Raw genomic sequence first — 19,558 nt, forward strand, 5'->3', positions numbered from 1 at the left:
ACTCATTGGGTCGCCTTGGGTTGGGAGCTGCTGCCACCGCCTCGCTGGTAGCGGTTGACCGCGCGGTTGTGGTCATCGAGCGAGCTGCTGAACTGGCTCGTGCCGTCGCCGCGCGAGACGAAGTACAGCGACTTGCTCTGCGCCGGCTGCACGGCCGCCAGCAGCGCGGCCTTGCCGGGCATGGCGATCGGCGTGGGCGGCAGGCCGCCGCGGGTGTAGGTGTTCCAGGGCGTGTCGGTCTGCAGGTCGCGCTTGCGCAGGTTGCCGTCGAAGGCGGTGCCCATGCCGTAGATCACGGTCGGGTCGGTCTGCAGCGGCATGCCGATGCGCAGCCGGTTGGTGAAGACGGCGGCAATCTCCGCGCGGTCGTTGGCCTTGCCTGTCTCCTTTTCGACAATGCTGGCCAGAATAAGCGCCTCGTCGGCCGATTTGAGCGGCAGATCGGCCGCGCGCGCTGCCCAGGCGGCCTCGAGCTTCTTGTCCATGGCCCGCATGGCGCGCTGCAGCAGCGCGATGTCGGTCGAGCCCTTCGAGTAGGTGTACGTGTCCGGGAAGAAGCGGCCTTCGGGGTGCAGGCCCGGCTTGCCCAGCGCGGCCATCAACGCGTCTTCGCTCATGCCCACGCTTTCGGGCTTGAGCTGCTCGGACTTGGCGAGCGCGGCGCGCACCTGGCGGATGTTCCAGCCTTCGACCAGCACCACGCTGCGCGTGGCTTCCTCGCCGCGCACCAGGACGTTGAGCAGCAGTTTGGGCGTGACACCGCGTTCCAGTTCGTAACTGCCGGCGCGCATCTGGCGGTCTTGCCCCGAGACGCGGAACCACAGGTACAGCAGCTGAGGCTGCACGTCGACACCGGTGTCGGCCACGGCCTGCGCGATGCCGCGCGGCGTGGTGCCGGGCTCCACCGACAGGTCGACGCTGGGCGTCGGCAACTTGAGCGGCTGGTGCACCCACCAGAGACCGGCGCCGCCGAGCGCCAGGACGGCCAGGGCCACGAGCAGGAAGAGCGTGAGGAAGAAGCTGCGCACGAATCCGAGGAAAAGACGGAGGAAGAAAAAGGGCTGGCAAGCAGATGGACACCGACCCGCGGGAACGGCCGGCCCCGTCGCTGCGACGGGGAATCCCTGCCGCCCCGAAGGAACAGGCACGGCCATGATAATTCAGCGATGACCACAGTCGTTCTCAACGGGGTGAGCACCCTTCCCCACCTCGGCGTGATCCGCGCCGAAGGCCCCGATGCCGCCAGCTTCCTGCACGGCCAGCTCACGCAGGATTTCTCGCTGCTCGGCGCCACCGAAGCCCGCCTGGCGGCGCTTTGCACGGCCAAGGGCCGCGTGATCGCCAGCTTCATCGGCATCCGCCCGCAACCTGAACTCATCCTGCTGGTGTGCAGCCGCGACATCCTGGCGGCCACGCTCAAGCGCCTGTCGATGTACGTGCTGCGCGCCAAGGTCAAGCTGACCGACGCCACCGAGCAGTTCGCGCTGCACGGCGTGGCCGGCACCGCCCTGACCGCCAACGGCCTCGACGCGGCCCTGCCGCCCGGTCGCCGCACGGCCATCGGCGAAGACATCAGCGTGGTGTCGCTGTACCCGGCCGACGGCGTGCCGCGCGCGCTGTGGATCGCGCCGGCCGACCAGAAGGCGCCCGTGGGCCCCACGCTCGACGTCGCCCTGTGGCCCTGGAGCGAGGTGCGCAGCGGCATCGTCACGCTGACCACGCCGGTGATCGAGGCCTTCGTGCCGCAGATGATCAATTACGAGTCGGTGGGCGGCGTGAACTTCAAGAAGGGCTGCTACCCCGGCCAGGAAATCGTGGCGCGCAGCCAGTTCCGCGGCACGCTCAAGCGCCGCACCTACCTCGCGCAGACCGACGCGCCGCTGGCCGCGGGCCAGGAGGTGTTCGCAGCCAACGACGCCGAACAGCCCGTGGGCACCGTGGCGCAGGCCGCGCCCGCGCCCGATGGCGGCTGGTCGGCGCTCATCTCCATCCAGATCGCCGCACTCGAGGCCGGCGGCCTGCACGCGGGGGCGCCGGGCGGACCGGCGCTGTCGGTCGAGCCGCTGCCCTATCCGCTGCTCGAAGACATCTGATTTCCCCTGCGTCCCTGCCTTCTTTCCGGGGGCGCTTGGCGCTGTCTCACCGACAGCGCCATTTTTTTGCGCGACGCTTAACCCCGTTCGCGAGGCCCCGCCGTAGAAGCCTGCATCGATCCACTCCTGGCAAGGAAGCCACCATGATGCAGCGCAGACTTCTCCTCACCACCGTCCTGGCCCTGACCGCGCTGTCGGCGGGGGCGGAAAGCCCGATGCGGCCGTACCCCTCCGGCGCCAGCCGCATCGGCGGCCTGATGAACATCAGCATCGTCGACCGCACGAGCGGCGCCGAGCTGCCGATCTACCGCCACCGCGGCGAGTACTGGGTGGCCGGCCGCCCCGGCGCACGCTATGCGATCCGGGCGCGCAACGCGATGGGCGAACGCATCATGGCCGTGATGTCGGTGGACGGCGTCAACGTCGTCACGGGCGAAACCGCCGGCGTCGGCCAGAACGGCTACGTGTTCGGCCCGCGCGAGCGCAGCGATATCGCGGGCTGGCGCAAGAGCGATTCGCAGATCGCGGCCTTCGAGTTCGCCGCCGCCGGCAATTCCTACGCGAGCCGCACGGGCCGCCCCGACGACGTGGGCGTGATCGGCGTCGCGATGTTCCGCGAGCGCCGACCGGAACCGCCGCCGCCGGTCGTGACGCCCTATCCGTCGCGCGACGAGTACAGCGGCGGCAACAGCAATCGCGAACGGCGCAGCGAGGCGCCGCCGGCACCGTCGTCAATGGGCGATGCGCGCGCCAAGGCGGCCCCACCCGCCGGCAACGCCGGCAATGCCGACATGGCCGCCGAGTCGTCGGCCAGCGCCATGGCCCGCCAGTCGGCGCCCAGCCCGAGCCTGGGCACGGCCCACGGACGGCGCGAGACCTCGTACGTCGGCAAGACGACCTTCGAGCGCGCCAACTCGCAGCCCGACGAGGTGATCCGCATCCGCTACGACAGCCGCGAGAACCTGGTCGCCGCGGGCGTCATTCCGGTGCCGCAGCGCTGGCCGCGCCCGTCGGGTCCGTCGCCGTTCCCGGGCTCGGACCCCGGCTACGTGCCGGACCCGCCGGCCCGCTATTGATTGAAGGCGCTGCGCTCAGCGCAGCGCGCGCCGCATCTCGATGTGCGCGATGCCGGCTTCCTCGAAAGGCTGGCCGTGCACCACGTAGCCGAGCCGCGCATAGAAACGCTCGGCGCTGCGCTGCGCATTGAGCGCCACTTCGCGGTCGCCGCGTGCGCGGGCTGCCTCTTCGAGCGCCTGCACCACGGCCGCGCCGTGGCCGCCGCTGCGCAAGGTGCGGTGCACCGCCATGCGGCCGATGTGCGAGACACCGTCCTCGGCGGGCAGCAGCCGGCCGGTGCCGATGACCTGGCCGAGCCGGTTGCGCGCCACCGCGTGCAGCACGACGGCATCGTGCGCGTCCCACTCCAGCTCCTTGGGAATGTTCTGTTCCTCGATGAACACGGCGCGGCGCAGCGCGCTCGCCCCTTCGCCGAGCGTGGCCCAGTCGCCGGTCTCGACGGTGCGCATCGGCTCGCCGGCCTCGAAGGCCGTCAGCGTCTCGCGCAGGGCCGCGGGCACGGGCTTCGAGGTCTGCGTGGCCGGGTCGGCGAACACGTAGACGAGCTCGCAGCCCACCAGGAACTCGTCCTGGCGGAACAGACCGCCCTGGAAAATGATCGACGAGTTGCCGATGCGCGCGCACTTCATGCCCACGTCGATCACGTCGTCCATGCGGGCCGAGGCGCGGAAGTCGATGGTCGCCTTGCGCACGTACAGGTCGCCGCCCAGCGAATGCATCGCCTCTTCGTACGGCAGCGCCATCGCGCGCCAGTAGTCGGCGATGGCGGTGTCGAAGTACATCAGGTAGTGCGCGTTGAAGACGATCTTCTGCATGTCCACCTCGGCCCAGCGCACGCGCAGGCGATGGAAGTAATGGAAGTCCTCGCGGCGGACCGGGGTGTTGTTGTTCTCGCTCATGGGTTCAATGCCTCTTTCAGTGCGCGGGCCGCGTCGTTCTGCGCCTGCAGCGCTTCGGGAATCGCCCGGCCCATCTTGATGAATTCGTGGATCACGCCACGGTAGATTTCCAGGTCGACCGCCACGCCCGCGGCGCGCAGCTTGTCGGCGTAGGCGATGCCTTCGTCCACCACCGGGTCGGCCTCGGCCAGCCCGATCCAGGCCGGCGCCACATCGTCGACGTCGTCGGCCAGCAAGGGCGCAAAACGCCAGTCGTCGCGGTCGGCGGGCGTGTTCACGTACTGGGCGAAGAAGAAGTCGATCATGGCCTTGGTCAGCAGCGGGCCATCGACATGGCGTCGGTGCGACTCGGTGTCCTGGTGCGCGGCCATGCCGGGGTAGATGAGCAACTGCAGCGCCACCGGCAGGCCGGCATCGCGCGCCAGGATGGCGCACACGGCCGCCAGCGTGCCGCCTGCGCTGTCGCCACCCACCGCCAGGCGCGTGCCGTCGAGACCGAGGCTGGCACCTTGCGTGGCGATGAACTGGAAGGCGTCCCAGGCGTCGTTCGACGCGGTCGGAAACTTGTGCGCGGGCGCGAGCCGGTAGTCGACCGACACCACCGCGCAGCCGCTTTTCTGGCTGAGCACGCGGCACAGCGTGTCGTGCGTGCGGATGTTGCCGACCGTGAAGCCGCCGCCGTGGAAGTACACGAGCACCGGCAGCACCTCGGCCGACGGTGCGTACAGCCGCGCGGGCATCGCGTGGCCGTCGCGCGCGGCGATGTGGAAGTCTTCGATGCGTGCCAGTTCGGGCTTGGGCACCTCGAGCACGCCCGCGCCCTTTTCATACGAGGCCTTGGCTTCGTCGGGCGTGAGCTGGTCGAGCGGCGGATGGCCCGCGCGCGCCATGCGCTCGACCACGCCGGCCATCTTCGGGGTGAGTGCGGGTTGCGCGAGGCGGTTCGCTGTCGTGGTCGTGCTCACTTGAAAGACACCACCACCGGTTGCATGCGCGACAGCCCTTCGTAGCTCACCACCACCGTCTGCCCGGCCTTGGGCGGCAGCAGCGGCGAGAACGAGCCCAGGCTGATCAGGTCGCCCGGCTTCAGCGCGATGCCTTCCTTGGCCAGCGCGCCGGCCAGCCACACCACGGCATTGAGCGGGTGCTCGAGGATGTCCGATCCCTTGCCGGTCGCCAGCTCCTTGCCCTGCCCGTCCTTCATGACCACGCGCATGTCGCGCAGGCTTTCGAGCATCCAGGACTGGCCGTCGGCCGTGGCCGGCACATCGACCGGCAGCCCGCGCACGCCGAGCCGCGCACCGACGTTGATGGCGGCCACGCCCGGGCCGTTGAGCTTCGAGGGCGTCTGCACCGCGAGGTCGGGCAGCTCGATGAAGGGAATGAGCTGGTCGATGTTGGCCAGCACCTCGGCCGGCGTCTTCGCCTTGTGGATGTCGGCGCTCTTCACGCGCACCAGCATGTCGGCTTCGAACAGCGGCCGCGCGCCGAAGGCCGCATCGACCACCGCGCCGCTGTCCAGCAGCATGCGCTGGTAGAGCACGCCCCACACGGGCTGGTCGTAGTTGAAGCGCTTCTGCACCGCGGGGTTGGTCAGGCCCGCCTTGTAGCCGACCACGTTACCGAGGTTGCGCGCATGCAGCACGTTGAGCTTGGCGCGTGTGCAGGCGGCGTCGGCCTCGCTGAGGTTCTCGATGTCGGCGGCGGGCGTGCGCGCTGCCTGCGCGGCGGCGAAGTCGGCCACCTGGGTGTCACTGAGGCAGGCGGCCTGGGCCGAGGCGGCCAGCAGCGCTGAGCCCAGTGCGACAGACGCAAGGGTTTTGTTGGTGGGCAAGAATGTCCCCTCTTGTTAGATTCGAACGGTCAGCAATCGTACTGCCCTCGGGCGTTCCCCCTCATGGCCCTCATCCAATACCTCACCCAGATCCAGTTCGAATTCGGCGCCATCCAGCTCCTGTCGAGCGAGTGCGCGCGCATCGGCATCAACCGCCCTCTGATCGTCACCGACGCCGGTGTGCGCGCGGCCGGCGTGCTGCAGAAGGCGCTCGACGCCATCGCCGATCTCGAGGTCTCGGTGTTCGACCAGACGCCCTCCAACCCGACCGAGGCCGCCGTGCGCGCCGCCGTCGAGCTGTACCGCAGCGGCCGCTGCGACGGCCTCATCGCCGTGGGCGGCGGCTCGGCCATCGACTGCGCCAAGGGCGTGGCCATCGCGGCCACGCACGACGGCCCGCTCAAGACCTACGCCACCATCGAAGGCGGCTCGCCCAAGATCACCGAGCGCGCGGTGCCGCTCATTGCCGTGCCCACCACCAGCGGCACCGGCAGCGAGGTGGCGCGCGGCGCCATCGTCATCGTCGACGACCACCGCAAGCTGGGCTTTCACAGCTGGTTCCTGATGCCCAAGGCCGCCATCTGCGACCCCGAGCTCACGCTCGGCCTGCCGCCGCGGCTCACGGCCGCCACCGGCATGGACGCCATCGCGCACTGCATGGAAACCTTCATGTCGGCCGCCTTCAACCCGCCGGCCGACGGCATCGGTCTCGACGGCCTGGAGCGCGCCTGGGGCCACATCGAGCGCGCGACGAAAGACGGCAGCGACCGCGAGGCGCGCCTGAACCTCATGAGCGCGTCGATGCAGGGCGCCATGGCCTTCCAGAAGGGCCTGGGTTGCGTGCACTCGCTGAGCCACAGCCTGGGCGGCGTCGATCCGCGCCTGCACCACGGCACGCTCAATGCCCTCTTCCTGCCGGCGGTGATCCACTTCAATTCGGGTGCAGAGTCGGTGCAGAAGGAACAGCGCCTGCAGCGCATGGCACAGGCCATGCACCTGGACTCGGCCGGCGACCTCGGCCATGCGATCCGCGACATGAACGCGCGCCTGGGCCTGCCCAAGGGCCTGGCCGAAGTGGGCGTGACGCCCGCGATGTTCGAGCAGATCATCGACGGCGCCATGGCCGACCACTGCCACAAGACCAACCCGCGGCTGGCCACGCGCGACGACTACAAGGCGATGCTCGAAGCGTCGATGTAAAACCTTTGCGTCACTCCTGCTGCGCAGGCGTGCATCCGCTTTCACAAAAGGCCGTTTCGACGGCCTTTTTGCATGGGGCGCGTCATGGATGTGACACGCGGCGTTTTCATACTGGCCTGGCTCCATCTGCAGAGGCTTCGCATCCGTGAAAGCCCGAGGGGTCAGGGAAGTGTCGAATGCCGCGTACCGTCCAAGTCCATACCGTCCTGAGCGCCGAGCAGCTCAAGTTCCGCGCGATGCGGGGAAACGAAGGACTCTCGCAACTCTTCGAGTTCGAGGTCGACATGGTCAGCACCAGCTTCAACCTCGACCTGAAGCGCCTGCTCGGCACCTCGCTCACGCTGGCCATTGCCGACGACGGCGCAACGCGCCACCTCAACGGCACCGTGGTGCGCTTCGAGCTGGTCGGCCGGGCCAACGAAACTGGCCGCCACTACATCTACCGCGCGCTCGTGCAGCCGTGGCTGTGGTACCTCACGCGCACCACCGACTGCCGCATCTTCCAGAACCAGAGCGTGCCGGAGGTGCTCGACGCGGTGCTGGGCAAGTACGGCTTCCAGTTCGAGAAGCGCCTCACCGGCAGCTACCGTCCGTGGGAGTACTGCGTGCAGTACCAGGAGAGCGACTTCGCCTTCGTGAGCCGCCTCATGGAGCACGAAGGCATCGCCTATCACTTCGAGCACGGCAACGGCTCGCACCTGCTGGTGCTGGCCGACGACACGGGCGGCTACCACCCGCTGCCGGGCCACGCGCGCATTCCCTACCGCCCGCGCGACCGCGTGGTGAATGCGCTGGAGCCCTGCATCGACCGCTGGCGCGTGGCCGAGCAGATCACCTCGGGACGCGTGATGCTCGACGACTTCGACTTCAAAAAGTCGCGCGCCTCGCTGCAGAGCGTGCAGCAGGACCCCAAGGGCCACGACCACGCGACCTACGAAGTCTATGAATGGCTCGGCGGCTACAGCGAGCACCAGCAAGGCGACGCCTACGCGAAGATTCGCCTGCAGGAGCTGCAGTGCGCGCACGAGCTGGCCTCGGGCCACACCAACGTGGTGGGCATGGCGCCGGGCCACCTGTTCGAGATGACGCACTGCCCGCGCGAGGCCGACAACCGCGAGTACCTCGTCACCGGAACGCGCTACGACCTGCGCGAGCCCGAGTACTCGACCGGCGGCAGCAGCGAATCGGTGTGCGAGTTCGACTTCACCGTGCTGCCCTCGGCCGTGCCCTTCCGACCCGCGCGCACCACGCCGCGCCCGCGCACCAACGGCCCGCAGACCGCCACCGTGGTCGGCCCCGAGGAGATCTGGACCGACCGCTTCGGCCGCGTGAAGCTGCAGTTCCGCTGGGACCGCTACGGCCAGTCGGACGAGAACAGCTCGTGCTGGGTGCGCGTGTCGAGCAACTGGGCCGGCGCCAACTACGGCACCATGCACATGCCGCGCGTGGGCCAGGAAGTGATCGTCGATTTCATCGGCGGCCAGCCCGACCGCCCCATCATCACCGGCCGCGTCTACAACAGCGACCAGATGCCGCCGTGGGAGCTTCCCGCCAATGCCACGGCCAGCGGCATCCTCACGCGCTCCAGCACCGGCGGCGCGGCCAACCAGGCCAACATGCTGCGCTTCGAGGACCGCGCGGGCGCCGAGCAGATCCTGCTGCACGCCGAGCGCAACCTCGACGTCGAAGTGGAAGCCGACGAGACCCACACCACCGACGGCACCCGCACCACCCTCATCAAGGGCCACGAGTCGGCCACCTACCAGGACGGCGAGACGCGCGACATCACGGCCGGTGCGACGGAAACCATCACCGGCGGCGACACGCGCGACGTGACGGGCGGTTTCAGCGAAACCGTGAGCGGCGGCGTGACGCAGCGCATCACGGGCGGCAAGACGCGCACGCTCAGCGGCGGGCTGAACGACACCATTTCCGGCGGCGTGACGCTCGCCATCAGCGGTGGCTTCCACGGCACCATCGACGGGCAGGAAATCCGCTTCGTGAGCGCGGGCCGCAACGACACCATCAACACGTCGAACACCGTGCATGTGAACGGCCCGTCGAACACCACGGTGACGGGACCCACGGTCCACACCTCGCCGGACGTGACCTTCAACACCACGAACCACATCCACAACACGACGCAGCACGTGATCAACACCAACGTCTACAACACGACGTCCAAGGTCTACAAGAACATCACGAACGACTACACGAACAACTCGAAGACCTACATCAACAACTACGCCAAGAGCAACGACTGGCGCTGGTACCGCGCGGGTGGCGTGGGGGCGCGTTTTTCGGCGGTCGGGCTGGCGCTCGACCTGTGGGGACTGCGCCAGCAGAACTACATCCTCAACTCGCAGTTCTCGGGCATACGGCTCGACGTGGCGGTGTTCCGCTCGCAGAACTCGGCGACCGAGATCGAGGGGAAGATGCTCAAGGTCGCGAACATCGGCATGAAGATCGCCAGCGGCGGCCTGGCCTTCGCCGCCAAGGCGATGACCGTCAAGGTCTGAGCCGCCGAATCGATCGCATCGCCAATGCCCATCTGGGAACAGGTCCTCTGGAGCGTCTTCGCCGTGATGATGGGCGGGGCGTTGCTGGCCGGCGTCGCGGTGGTCGTCACGGCCACGCGCGAACAGCGAAAGTACACGCAGGAGCGGCGCATCGGCGAGCGCCTGGGCCTTGCCGGCGTGGCCACGCATGGCGTGGTGGCGCAGGTGCGGCGCTCCGAGCACCAGCTCACCAGCCCGGGCAGCCATGGCCAGTGCATGGTCGCGCTCGAATTCACGCTGCAGATGCCGCCGTCGTCCCCGGTGCCGAGCGTGGTGCTGCGCACGCTGGTCGACGAGTTGCTGCTGCCCCGCCTCGCGGTGCCGGGCGCGACCCTGCACCTGGTCCAGGACCCGGCGCACCCCGACGTGGTGGCGGTCGACCGGCAGCGCACGCCGCTCGAAGTGGCACCCGCACGGAGCTGACCCCCCTTGAAAACCGTCAAGCCGCTGCGGCTGAGTGTCATCACACGCCCCTTCCTGCGGGGCCGCCAGCAACGCCTGGGCGTCACGCTGATGGGCATGGTGTCGATGGACGCCGCGCCCGTGCTGCTGCCCGAGCCGGAGTTCTGGAAGATCGCCGCCGAAGAGCTCGGCCCCACGGGCGCCATCGACCTGGGCATTCCGAAGGTCCACGCCGAGTTCCTGGTCACGGGCCACGCCTACACGCAGCACCAGGACGACAAGACCGCCTGTGCCGTTGCGATGCGCGTGGGCGAGCTTTCTCGACAGCTGCTGGTGTTCGGCGACCGCTTCTGGCTCGACGGCCGCGCCACCGCACCGCAGCCCTTCGACTCGATGCGGCTCGACGCCACGCGCGCCTATGGCGGCCCCGGCTTTGCCGAGAACCCGCAGGGCATCGGCCACGCCCACGAGTCGGTCAACGGCCTGCAGGTGCAGCGCCTGCCGAACATCGAAGACCCGCAGCAGCGCATCGACCGCCCCGAGCGCGAGACCGAGCCCGCCGGCTGCGGCCCGATCGAGCTGACCCGGCCCAGCCGCATGCGACTGATCGGCCGGCAGTACGACGGCCACTGGCGCGAGCACCTGTTCCCCGGTTTTTCGGAGGACATGGACTGGCGCTTCTTCAACGCCGCGCCGCCGCAGCAGCGCTGGCCTGCGCGCGACCACATCCCCGGCGGCACGCCCTACGAGATCTGGCACATGCACCCCACGCAGCCGGTGCAGCGCGGGTGCCTGCCCGATTGGCGTGCACGCGCCTTCATCGCGCGTCGAAGCGGTCGCGGTCGCGAGCCCGAGCAGTTCGACGAAGTGCCCATGCGTCTCACCACGGCGTGGTTCTTTCCGCACCGCGGGCAGGTGGCGCTGATCCACCACGGCGAGATCGACATCGTGGAAGACGACGCCGACGACGTGACCCACGTGATGCCCGCCATCGAAGACGCGGGCGATGCACCGCGCCCGCTGGCGCACTACTTCGCCCTCCTCCAGCGCCGCTGCGACCCCGAGACCGGCGCGCTGCATGCCGCCCGCGACGACGAACTGCTGCCCGCGCAGGCCATCGGCCCGTGGCTCGACACGCTGGACGACGGCGACGAATCCGCATTGGTGCGCAACATGCGCGAGCGCGGCGACCGGTTGCGCGCGGACATGATGCAGAAGGCGCGCGAGGCCGGCCACGATCCGCGCCTGCTGCGCGAACGGCCGCTGCCCGAGCCATTCCGCAAAAGGCCGACGCTCGCCGAGCTGCCGGAGTTCGTCGAACGCACGCGGCGCTTCACGCAGGACCAGCGCAAAGCGCTCGAAGACGGCCGGCGTGAGCTCGAACGCGCGGGGCAACTCAACGCGGCCGAGTCGCGCCAGGTCGGTTTCGACTCGGCCGCGCTGATGGCCGGCGTCGACCGCACCACGACCAAGGGCCCGCCCGCCTTCGATGCGCAGACCGTGCTGCAGGGCATGTTCGGCATCGCCGCCGCCACGGGCACGTCCGCGCTGCCGCCCGCGCAGCAGCAGGCCTTCGCGGAGGTGGTCGAGAAAGGCCAGCGCGGGCTGATCGACATGTACCGGATGGGCGCGCAGCACCAGTCGCCCGCCGACGTGCTCAACGGCGAACGCGCCGCCGAAGCACGCCGGCGCGTGCAGGACGCGATGACCACCACGCGCGATCTCTCGGAGATGGACCTCACCGGCGCCGACCTGTCGGGCATGGACCTGCGCGGCGCGCGCCTGCACCGCACGCTGCTCGAACACGCGAACCTCGAAGGCGCCCGGCTCGACGGCGCGGATGCCACCGAGGCCGTGCTCGTGCGCGCGCGCCTCACGCGGGCCTCGCTCGCAGGCTGCGTGCTGGCCCGCGCGAACCTCAGCCTGGCCCATTGCGTCCACACCGTGTTCACCGGCGCGCAGCTGCACCACACCACGCTCGAGCAGACGCACTTCGAGCACTGCGACTTCTCGCAGGCCTCGCTGGAGCACCTGACCGTGCTCGGCCTGCAGGTCGAACACTGCCGTTTCGATGCAGCGCGCCTTTCCTACGTGACCTTCCTCGAACAGACCCGCCTGCAGGACTGCAGCTTTCGCAACGCCGCGCTCCACAAGGTCGGCCTGATCTCGTGCGTCGCCGAGCGGCTCGACTTCAGCGAGGCCAGGCTCGAAGCCTGCGCCTGGGCCCACACGCCGGGCGACACCGGCATCGTCTTTCGCGGCGCCACCCTGCACACCACCTGCTTCGTCGGCACCAGCAGCCTGCGCACCATGGACTTCGAAGACGCCACGCTGGTGCAATGCGGCCTGCGCGAGATGCCGCTGGACGGCGCGCGCTTCGTGCGTGCCACGCTCGACACCTGCGACCTGTCGGCCTGCAGCCTCACGGGCGCTGACCTCAGCGGCTGCGATGCGCCCGAAAGCCTCTTCATCCGTGCCGACTTCACGCAGGCCTCGCTGCGCGGCGCCAACCTCATGCATGCCAGCCTGCAGAAAGCCCGCCTGGTCCGCACCGACCTGCGCGAGGCCAACCTGTTCCGCGCCGACGTCTCGCAGACCCTGATCGACGGCGTGACCGACACGCACGGCGCGCACCTCGAACAGGCCAAGACCCTCCCGCGCCGCGCCGCGGACCCGGTGCGATGACGCCGGCCGAGCTGGCAGCGAAGATCCGCGGCGGCGACCACATCCAGGACCAGGACTTCCAGGGCATGGACTTCGACGGCATGGACCTGCGCGGCGGCAGCTTCGGCGCCTGCGATTTCCGCCGCGCCCACCTTCGCGGTGCGCAGCTGGGCGAATCGGTGTTCGACAGCTGCCGCTTCGACGACGCAGTGCTCGACACCGCCGACCTGCAGCACGCCGCCTTCCACCGCTGCGCCCTGCCCCGCGCGCGCCTGCGGTCTGCAGCGATGGCCCACGCGGTCTTCTCCGAGGTCGACCTGAGCGGCGCCGACATGAGCGCGGCGCAGGCGGGCCAGGCCACCTTTCACCAGAGCACGCTCGACGGCGCGGGCTTCGGGCGTGCGGACCTCACGAAGTCGGTGTTCGGCGAATGCCGCCTCGACGGCACGCGCTTCGACGACACGGCGCTGAACACCACCGTCTTCTACCGCGCGGCGCTGCGCGGCACGCACTTCAAGGGCGCGAGCTTCCACAACGTGATCTTCGGCGAGGCCGATCTCGCGGGGCAGGACTTCTTGGCGCAGTCGTTCCATCTGTGCCAGTTCATCGATGCCGACCTCACGGGCTGCAACTTCGCCGGCGCGCGATTGAGCCAGTGCAACTTCAAGGGCGCGAAGCTCGAAGGCGCGGTGCTGTCGAGCGTGCAGGCGCCGCAGTGCCTGTTCCCCGAAGCCGATCTGCGCCGGGTGGATGCGCGCGGCGGGCATTTCGACCAGAGCCTGTGGGTCGGCGCCCGGCTCGACGACGTCGACCTGTCGGACGCGCGGCTCGAACAGTGCGTGTTCCACCGCGCAAGCTGCCGCCGCACCGCGTTCGCCCGCAGCCACCTCGTGTACGCGGATTTCTCCTACGCCGACCTCGGCGATGCCGACCTGCGCGGCGCCACCTTCCACCGCACCCAGATGCACCGGGCGATCGAAACCGGCGTGCGGTGGAGCGACCGCCTCGGCGTGCTCGACAGCGACCCGGCGCTGTTCGAGGCCGAGCGCTTTTCCGCCGCCCGTGCGAGCCGCCCGCAACGCGCCGGCCGCGACACCTTCGGCCGGCCGCTGCCGCCCGATCCACAGGACACCCCGCCATGAATCACCGAGTCTTTCGCGAACCTGTTTCGCCGCCATCGGAGACGCCCGAGACCGAGATGCACGCACTGCTGCGCAAGCCGCTGCCTGCGGTCGCCGCGCCGGCCTGGACCGGCAGTGCGCTCGGCACCGTCGTGCAATCGCTGCCCGACGGCCGCTTCGTCGTCGAACCACAGCCGGGCGGTGCGCCCTGGCACTGCCCGCGCGCCGCGAGCTGCCTGCTGCAGCCCGCCGTGGGCGACGTCGTGCTCGTGGCCGGGCCGCAGCGCGAGCAGCTGTTCCTGATCGCCGTCGTCACGCAGGCCGACCCCAGCCAGTCGCAGTTCGTGGCCGAGGGCGACCTCACGATCCGCTCGCGGCGCGGCGGCATCGCGCTGCAGGCGTCCACGTTCGCGCTTCAGGCCGACAAGGCGAGCGTCGACATCACCGACATGGCCTACCGCGGCGCCGAAGTGCGCGTGACCACGCTGGTCGCCCGCTTCGTGGGCCGCACGCTCGAGACCGTGCTCGACCGCCTGAGCCTGCTCACGCGCTCGAGCTTTCGCCTCACCGAAGAGGTCGAGCAGGTGCGTGCGGGCCAGATCGACATGCAGGCCTCGGAAAGCCTGCGCCTGCACGCCAAGAACACCTTCGTCACCAGCCAGGCGCTGGTGAAGGTCGACGCCGAACAGATCCACATGGGTTGATACCGAAAGGAGCCTGAACCATGTTCGCCAACGCACAGATGATGGGAATGGACCTCGCGTTTCCCGATGTCTGCAAGACACCGCCCGCGCTGCCCGTGCCCTACCCCAACATCGCGCTCGGGCCCACGGCCCTGCCCAACGCCTGGAACATCCTGTACGGCGGCACGCCCGTGCACAACATGGCGACCACCACGCCGATCACCAACGGCGACAACGCCGGCGTGCTGATGGGCGTGGTGTCGCAGACGGTGATGGGGCCGTCGCGCCACATCACCGGCGCCTTCACGGTGCTGCTCAAGGGCACGCCCTGCACGCGCATGACCAGCCTGGCGGTGCAGAACCGCTGCAACATCGTGGGCATGCGCATCGTGCCCAGCCAGTTCAAGGTGCTGGTGCTGGCCCCCTGAAACAGCGCTGGAGGCTCAGTCGAGCTTGACGCCCGCCGTGCGGATCACCTTGCCCCACTTGGTGGTCTCGGACGCAATGAACGCGTCGAACTCCTCCGGCGTGCTGCCCGCCGGGAAGGTGCCCATGGCATCGAGCTTGGCGCGCGTCTCGTCGCTCTTGATGATGCGCGCCACCTCCTCCGACATGCGCTTGACGATCTCGCGCGGCGTGCCCGCCGGTGCCAGCATGCCGGCCCAGGTGCTGCCGGTGAAGCCCGCGAAGCCCTGCTCGATGAAGGTGGGCACGTCGGGCACGGCCGGCAGGCGCTTGTCGCCGGCCACGCCGATCAGCCGCACCTTGCCGGCCTTGCCCTGGTTGATGAGGCCCGTGGGCGCGTCGAAGAACAGCTGGATCTGCCCGCCCATCAGGTCGGTCAGCGCAGGCACCGCGCCACGGTACGGGATGTGGATCATGTAGGTCTGCGTGAGCGACTTCCACAGCTCGCTCGTGAGGTGCGCAGCCGAGCCGTTGCCCGAGGAGCCGAAGCTCACCTTGCCGGGGTGCTTGCGTGCGTAGTCGATGAGCTCGCGCGCGGTCTTGAACGGCGCGTCGTTGTTGACCGCTGCGAGCAATGGCGACACCCCCATCAGCGACACGCCCACGAGGTCCTTGCGCGGGTCGTAGGGCAGCTTGGGGTACAGCGTGGTGTTGGCCGTGTAGGCCGCGATGACGACGCCGAAGGTGCTGCCGTCGGGCGCGGCCTTGGCCACGGCATCGACGCCGATCAGGCTGTTGGCGCCGGGCTTGTTGTCGATCACCACCGGCTGGCCCAGGCGCGTCTGCAGGCCTGCCTGCACCAGCCGCGCCATCTGGTCGGTGAAGCCGCCCGGCGTGTAGGGCACGACGATGCGGATCGGCTTGCTCGGCCAGGCGCTCTGCGCGAAAGACGGTGCGGCCAGGCTGGCAGCGGCGGCCGCGGTGGCAAGAGAAAAACGGCGGCGGGAGAGCGTGGCGTGCGGCATGGTCGGGAACCCTTCGGATGGCATGGATCGGACCATTCTCGAAGCGCCCTCCTGCGCCGGCGCTCAGGGTTTGTCCCCGACGGGACAAGGTGGGCTCAGAGCGGCAGGATGTCGCGCGAGCGCCCGTCGTCGCCGAGCCAGGCTTCGAACTCGTCCGACAGGCGCGTCGCCTCGCGCGTGGCTTGACCCCAGGCCGCGATGCGGGTCTGCGCGTCGTTCGCGAAGCGGATGAAGTCCTTGCGGTCGGGCAGCTTGCCGTGCGGTAGCGTCTTCACCCATTCGGGATTCGGCGCCAGCACCACCATGCGGTCGAGAAAGCGCGTCGACTTGTGGCGCCAGCGCAGCCCCTTGTCGAGCCAGCCCGGCACCACGGCCTGCTGGAAGTGCGGGTACAGCACGATGCCTTCGTCGGCCGGCTGGTAGTCCAGGTGCAGGTGGTAGTCGGTGATGCCGCCGTCCCAGTAGGCGCCGCGCGGCGCGCCCGGAATGTCGTGCACCGCCGCCAGCAGGAACGGAATGGAGCACGAGGCCTGCAGCACGCGATTGAAGTTGGCCTCGCTCAGCGCGTGCTGGCGCGTGCGGAAGTCGGTCGTGCCGAAAGGCAAGGCCGCGCCGGGCGTGGAGAACACGCAGCGCTCCAGCCAGGCGCCCAGGCTCTTGCGATGCAGGCTGTTGCTCGCAAAGGCGCCCAGGTAGCCGACCGGCGTGCGCGCCCTGCCCTCACGCCCCAGGATGTGGCGCCCGCGCGAGGTCACCACATGCAGCCGGTAGCGCGCATGGCCCAGCACCTCGCCGATGCGTCCGCCGTAGAAGGTGTCGAGGCTTTCCGCGAAGCGTTCGCTGAGCTGGTGCGGACTGAGCCGCTTCTGGCCCGGTGGCACCTCGAACTGCTGGCGCACGTAGTCGTGCTCGAAGCGCCCGAAGGCCGCCTCCGGGTCCGACAGGCAGGCCGTCGCCAGCCGCCACGCGCCGATCGACGCACCCACCAGGTCCACCGGCTGGCTCGACTGCGTGAGCCAGCGCCCGAAGATGAAGCGATCGAGCGGCCCGAGGATCAGCCCCTTGGGCCCGCCCGCCGCGCCGGGGATGGTGCGCACGTCCTGCGGGCGCAGGCCGTGCTGCTCGATGTGCTGGCGGGCCGCGGGGCCGGCGTAGATGCGCAGGGCTTTCATGCCGACGGTGATTGCAAGAAACGTGCGGTCCGTGGGCTGCTTACTTGCGCAACCCCTGCAACTTGGCAAACGCACTCGCCATCTGCCCCGCCGGCTGCGGCGAGTTGTCGCGCCGGCCTTGTTGCTGCTGGCCGCGTCCTGCCCCTTCGAAGCGGTTGTCGCGCGGACCGTCGCGGCGTGCGGGGGCGGCGTCGAGCTTCATCGACAGGCCGATGCGCTTGCGGGCCACGTCGACTTCCATCACCTTGACCTTGACGATGTCGCCGGTCTTGACGACTTCGCGGGCGTCGTTGACGAACTTGTGGCTGAGCTGGCTCACGTGGACCAGGCCGTCCTGGTGCACGCCCAGGTCGACAAAGGCACCGAACTGGGCCACGTTGCTCACGGTGCCCTCGAGGATCATGCCCTCGGTGAGGTCGGAGATGTCGTCCACGCCGTCGTTGAAGCGCGCCACCTTGAAGTCGGGACGCGGGTCGCGGCCGGGCTTCTCGAGTTCGCCCAGGATGTCCTTGACCGTGATGACGCCGAACTTCTCGTTGGCGAACAGCTCGGGCTTGAGGGTCTTGAGCATGTCGGCGCGGCCCATCAGCTCGGCGATGGGCTTGCCGGTCTTGACGATGATCTGCTCGACCAGCGGATACGTTTCGGGGTGCACGCCGGTGATGTCCAGCGGGTCGGCGCCGTCGCGGATGCGCAGGAAGCCGGCGCTCTGCTCGAAGGCCTTGGGGCCGAAGCCGGTCACGTCGAGCAGCTGCTTGCGGGTAGAGAACGCACCGTTGGCCTCGCGCCAGCGCACCACGGCCTTGGCCACGCTGGCCGACAGGCCGGACACGCGGCTGAGCAGCGGCACGCTGGCGGTGTTCAGGTCGACGCCCACCGAGTTCACGCAGTCTTCGACCACGGCCTGCAGGGTGCGCGCGAGTTCGCTCTGGTTCACGTCGTGCTGGTACTGGCCCACGCCGATGCTCTTGGGGTCGATCTTCACGAGCTCGGCCAGCGGGTCCTGCAGGCGGCGCGCAATGGAGGCGGCGCCGCGCAGGCTCACGTCGACATCGGGCATTTCCTGCGAGGCGAATTCGCTGGCGGAATACACGGAGGCGCCGGCTTCGCTGACCACGACCTTGTCGACCGTCATTTCGGGCGCACCGGCCTGCGCGGCCATCTTGGCCAGCAGCTTGATGAGGTCGCCGGCCAGCTTGTCGGTTTCGCGGCTGGCGGTGCCGTTGCCGATGGCGATGAGGTTGACTCCGTGCTTGGCGCACAGCTTGCCCAGCGTGTGCAGCGAGCCTTCCCAGTCCTTGCGCGGCTCGTGCGGGAACACGGTGGCGGTCTCGACCAGCTTGCCGGTCGAATCGACCACGGCCACCTTCACGCCGGTGCGGATGCCGGGGTCCAGGCCCATCACGACGCGGCGGCCGGCGGGCGCGGCCAGCAGCAGGTCGCGCAGGTTGTCGGCGAACACCTTGATGGCGACCTTTTCGGCGTCTTCGCGCAGGCGGGTGAACAGGTCGCGCTCGGTCGACAGGGCCAGCTTCACGCGCCAGGTCCAGGCCACGCACTTGCGCAGCAGGTCGTCGGCCGGACGGGCCGCGTGGCTCCAGCCCAGATGCAGCGCGATCTTGCCTTCGGCGATGCTGGGCTTGCCCGGCTCGGGCTCGACGGGCAGCACGAGCTTGGCGTCGAGCACCTCGAGCGCGCGGCCGCGGAACACGGCCAGCGCGCGGTGCGAGGGCACGCGGCCGATGGGTTCGTCGTAGTCGAAGTAGTCGCGGAACTTGGCGATGTCGGCGTTGTTCTCGTCCTTGCCGGCCATCAGGGTGGACTTGAGCAGGCCTTCGTTCCAGAGCCATTCGCGCAGGCGCTGCACCAGCACGGCGTCTTCGGCCCAGCGCTCGGACAGGATGTCGCGCACGCCGTCGAGCACGAGGGGCACGGTGGAGAAATCGGGGCCCGGCTTGCCGTCGTCCAGCGTGGTGGCGGGCTGCAGGAAGGCCTTGGCCTCGACGGCCGGGTCGAGCGTGGGGTCGGCCAGCAGCTTGTCGGCCAGCGGCTCGATGCCGAATTCGCGGGCGATCTGGCCCTTGGTGCGGCGCTTCTGCTTGAACGGCAGGTACAGGTCTTCGAGTTCCTGCTTGGTGGGCGCGAATTCGATCGCGGCGCGCAGCTCGGGGGTCAGCTTGCCCTGCTCGTCGATGGCCTTGAGCACCGCCACGCGGCGGTCTTCGAGTTCGCGCAGGTAAGACAGCCGGGCTTCCAGTTCGCGCAGCTGGATGTCGTCGAGGCCGCCCGTGACTTCCTTGCGATAGCGGGCAATGAACGGAACCGTGGCGCCTTCGTCGAGCAGTTCGACGGCGGCCTTCACCTGGTGCTCGCCGACCTTGATTTCAACGGCGAGCTGGCGAATGATTTTCTGCATGTCTTGAGC

General features: G+C 69.4%; 16 protein-coding genes. 9 read left to right on the top strand and 7 right to left on the bottom strand.

What is annotated here, in order from left to right; all coding sequences use genetic code 11:
* Window positions 1-2 precede the first annotated feature (2 nt).
* Entirely contained in the window at window positions 3-1,028 is a 1,026-nt protein-coding gene (gene mltG / locus AC1RAA_RS04255; protein WP_492726687.1) for an endolytic transglycosylase MltG, read from the bottom strand.
* Window positions 1,029-1,166: 138 nt separating this feature from the next.
* Between mltG and ygfZ the strand changes: the two genes are divergently transcribed.
* Together ygfZ and AC1RAA_RS04265 are read left to right on the top strand one after the other, a co-directional pair.
* Window positions 1,167-2,093, top strand: coding sequence for a CAF17-like 4Fe-4S cluster assembly/insertion protein YgfZ (ygfZ, locus tag AC1RAA_RS04260; protein ID WP_492726690.1), 927 nt, complete (start codon window positions 1,167-1,169; stop codon window positions 2,091-2,093).
* Window positions 2,094-2,239: 146 nt separating this feature from the next.
* Window positions 2,240-3,169, top strand: coding sequence for a hypothetical protein (locus AC1RAA_RS04265; RefSeq protein WP_492728321.1), 930 nt, complete (start codon window positions 2,240-2,242; stop codon window positions 3,167-3,169).
* A 15-nt stretch (window positions 3,170-3,184) separates the two neighbouring features.
* On the opposite strand, the gene AC1RAA_RS04270 is transcribed toward AC1RAA_RS04265, so the two are convergent.
* From AC1RAA_RS04270 to AC1RAA_RS04280, 3 genes are read right to left on the bottom strand one after another with little or no spacing between them, the layout of a single operon-like run.
* On the bottom strand, window positions 3,185-4,069 hold the full coding sequence (locus tag AC1RAA_RS04270) for a YbgC/FadM family acyl-CoA thioesterase (protein ID WP_492726692.1): 885 nt from the start codon (window positions 4,067-4,069) through the stop codon (window positions 3,185-3,187).
* Window positions 4,066-4,980 (bottom strand): alpha/beta hydrolase, encoded by a 915-nt coding sequence (locus AC1RAA_RS04275; RefSeq protein WP_492728323.1) that lies wholly within the window; start codon window positions 4,978-4,980, stop codon window positions 4,066-4,068. Before AC1RAA_RS04275 ends, AC1RAA_RS04270 begins: the two co-directional genes overlap by 4 nt.
* A gap of 50 nt (window positions 4,981-5,030) precedes the next feature.
* Window positions 5,031-5,903, bottom strand: coding sequence for a 2-keto-4-pentenoate hydratase (locus AC1RAA_RS04280; RefSeq protein ID WP_492726694.1), 873 nt, complete (start codon window positions 5,901-5,903; stop codon window positions 5,031-5,033).
* A 63-nt stretch (window positions 5,904-5,966) separates the two neighbouring features.
* On the opposite strand from AC1RAA_RS04280, the gene gbd reads away from it, so the two are divergent.
* The 7 genes from gbd (at window position 5,967) to AC1RAA_RS04315 (ending at window position 14,959) form a co-directional block, all read left to right on the top strand.
* Entirely contained in the window at window positions 5,967-7,103 is a 1,137-nt protein-coding gene (gbd, locus tag AC1RAA_RS04285; protein ID WP_070060622.1) for a 4-hydroxybutyrate dehydrogenase, read from the top strand.
* Between the two features lie 176 nt (window positions 7,104-7,279).
* Entirely contained in the window at window positions 7,280-9,622 is a 2,343-nt protein-coding gene (locus tag AC1RAA_RS04290; protein ID WP_492726697.1) for a type VI secretion system Vgr family protein, read from the top strand.
* A gap of 24 nt (window positions 9,623-9,646) precedes the next feature.
* Window positions 9,647-10,084: a hypothetical protein gene (locus AC1RAA_RS04295; protein ID WP_492726699.1), complete on the top strand. Its 438-nt coding sequence runs from the start codon at window positions 9,647-9,649 to the stop codon at window positions 10,082-10,084.
* 6 nt (window positions 10,085-10,090) lie between these two features.
* Window positions 10,091-12,748 carry a DUF2169 family type VI secretion system accessory protein gene (locus tag AC1RAA_RS04300; RefSeq protein ID WP_492726703.1) on the top strand — a complete coding sequence of 886 codons (2,658 nt, stop codon included), beginning with the start codon at window positions 10,091-10,093 and terminating at the stop codon, window positions 12,746-12,748.
* Window positions 12,745-13,869, top strand: a complete 1,125-nt coding sequence (locus AC1RAA_RS04305) for a pentapeptide repeat-containing protein (protein WP_492726707.1) — start codon at window positions 12,745-12,747, stop codon at window positions 13,867-13,869. The genes AC1RAA_RS04300 and AC1RAA_RS04305 overlap by 4 nt, the downstream gene beginning before the upstream one ends.
* On the top strand, window positions 13,866-14,552 hold the full coding sequence (locus AC1RAA_RS04310; protein ID WP_492726709.1) for a DUF3540 domain-containing protein: 687 nt from the start codon (window positions 13,866-13,868) through the stop codon (window positions 14,550-14,552). Before AC1RAA_RS04305 ends, AC1RAA_RS04310 begins: the two co-directional genes overlap by 4 nt.
* A 20-nt stretch (window positions 14,553-14,572) precedes the next feature.
* On the top strand, window positions 14,573-14,959 hold the full coding sequence (locus tag AC1RAA_RS04315; RefSeq protein ID WP_056580973.1) for a DUF4150 domain-containing protein: 387 nt from the start codon (window positions 14,573-14,575) through the stop codon (window positions 14,957-14,959).
* 15 nt (window positions 14,960-14,974) lie between these two features.
* Here the strand turns inward: AC1RAA_RS04315 and AC1RAA_RS04320 are convergent, their stop codons facing one another.
* From AC1RAA_RS04320 to AC1RAA_RS04330, 3 genes are all read right to left on the bottom strand, one after another.
* Complete coding sequence (locus AC1RAA_RS04320; RefSeq protein WP_159272713.1) at window positions 14,975-15,961, bottom strand: tripartite tricarboxylate transporter substrate binding protein; 987 nt, start codon at window positions 15,959-15,961, stop codon at window positions 14,975-14,977.
* A gap of 95 nt (window positions 15,962-16,056) precedes the next feature.
* On the bottom strand, window positions 16,057-17,133 hold the full coding sequence (locus tag AC1RAA_RS04325) for a phospholipase (RefSeq protein ID WP_492726711.1): 1,077 nt from the start codon (window positions 17,131-17,133) through the stop codon (window positions 16,057-16,059).
* Between the two features lie 40 nt (window positions 17,134-17,173).
* A complete protein-coding gene (locus AC1RAA_RS04330) occupies window positions 17,174-19,549 on the bottom strand; it encodes a Tex family protein (protein ID WP_070060629.1) in 2,376 nt (791 codons plus the stop codon).
* Window positions 19,550-19,558 lie beyond the last annotated feature (9 nt).

Source organism: Variovorax sp. GW823-FHT04F07, from assembly GCF_058795995.1.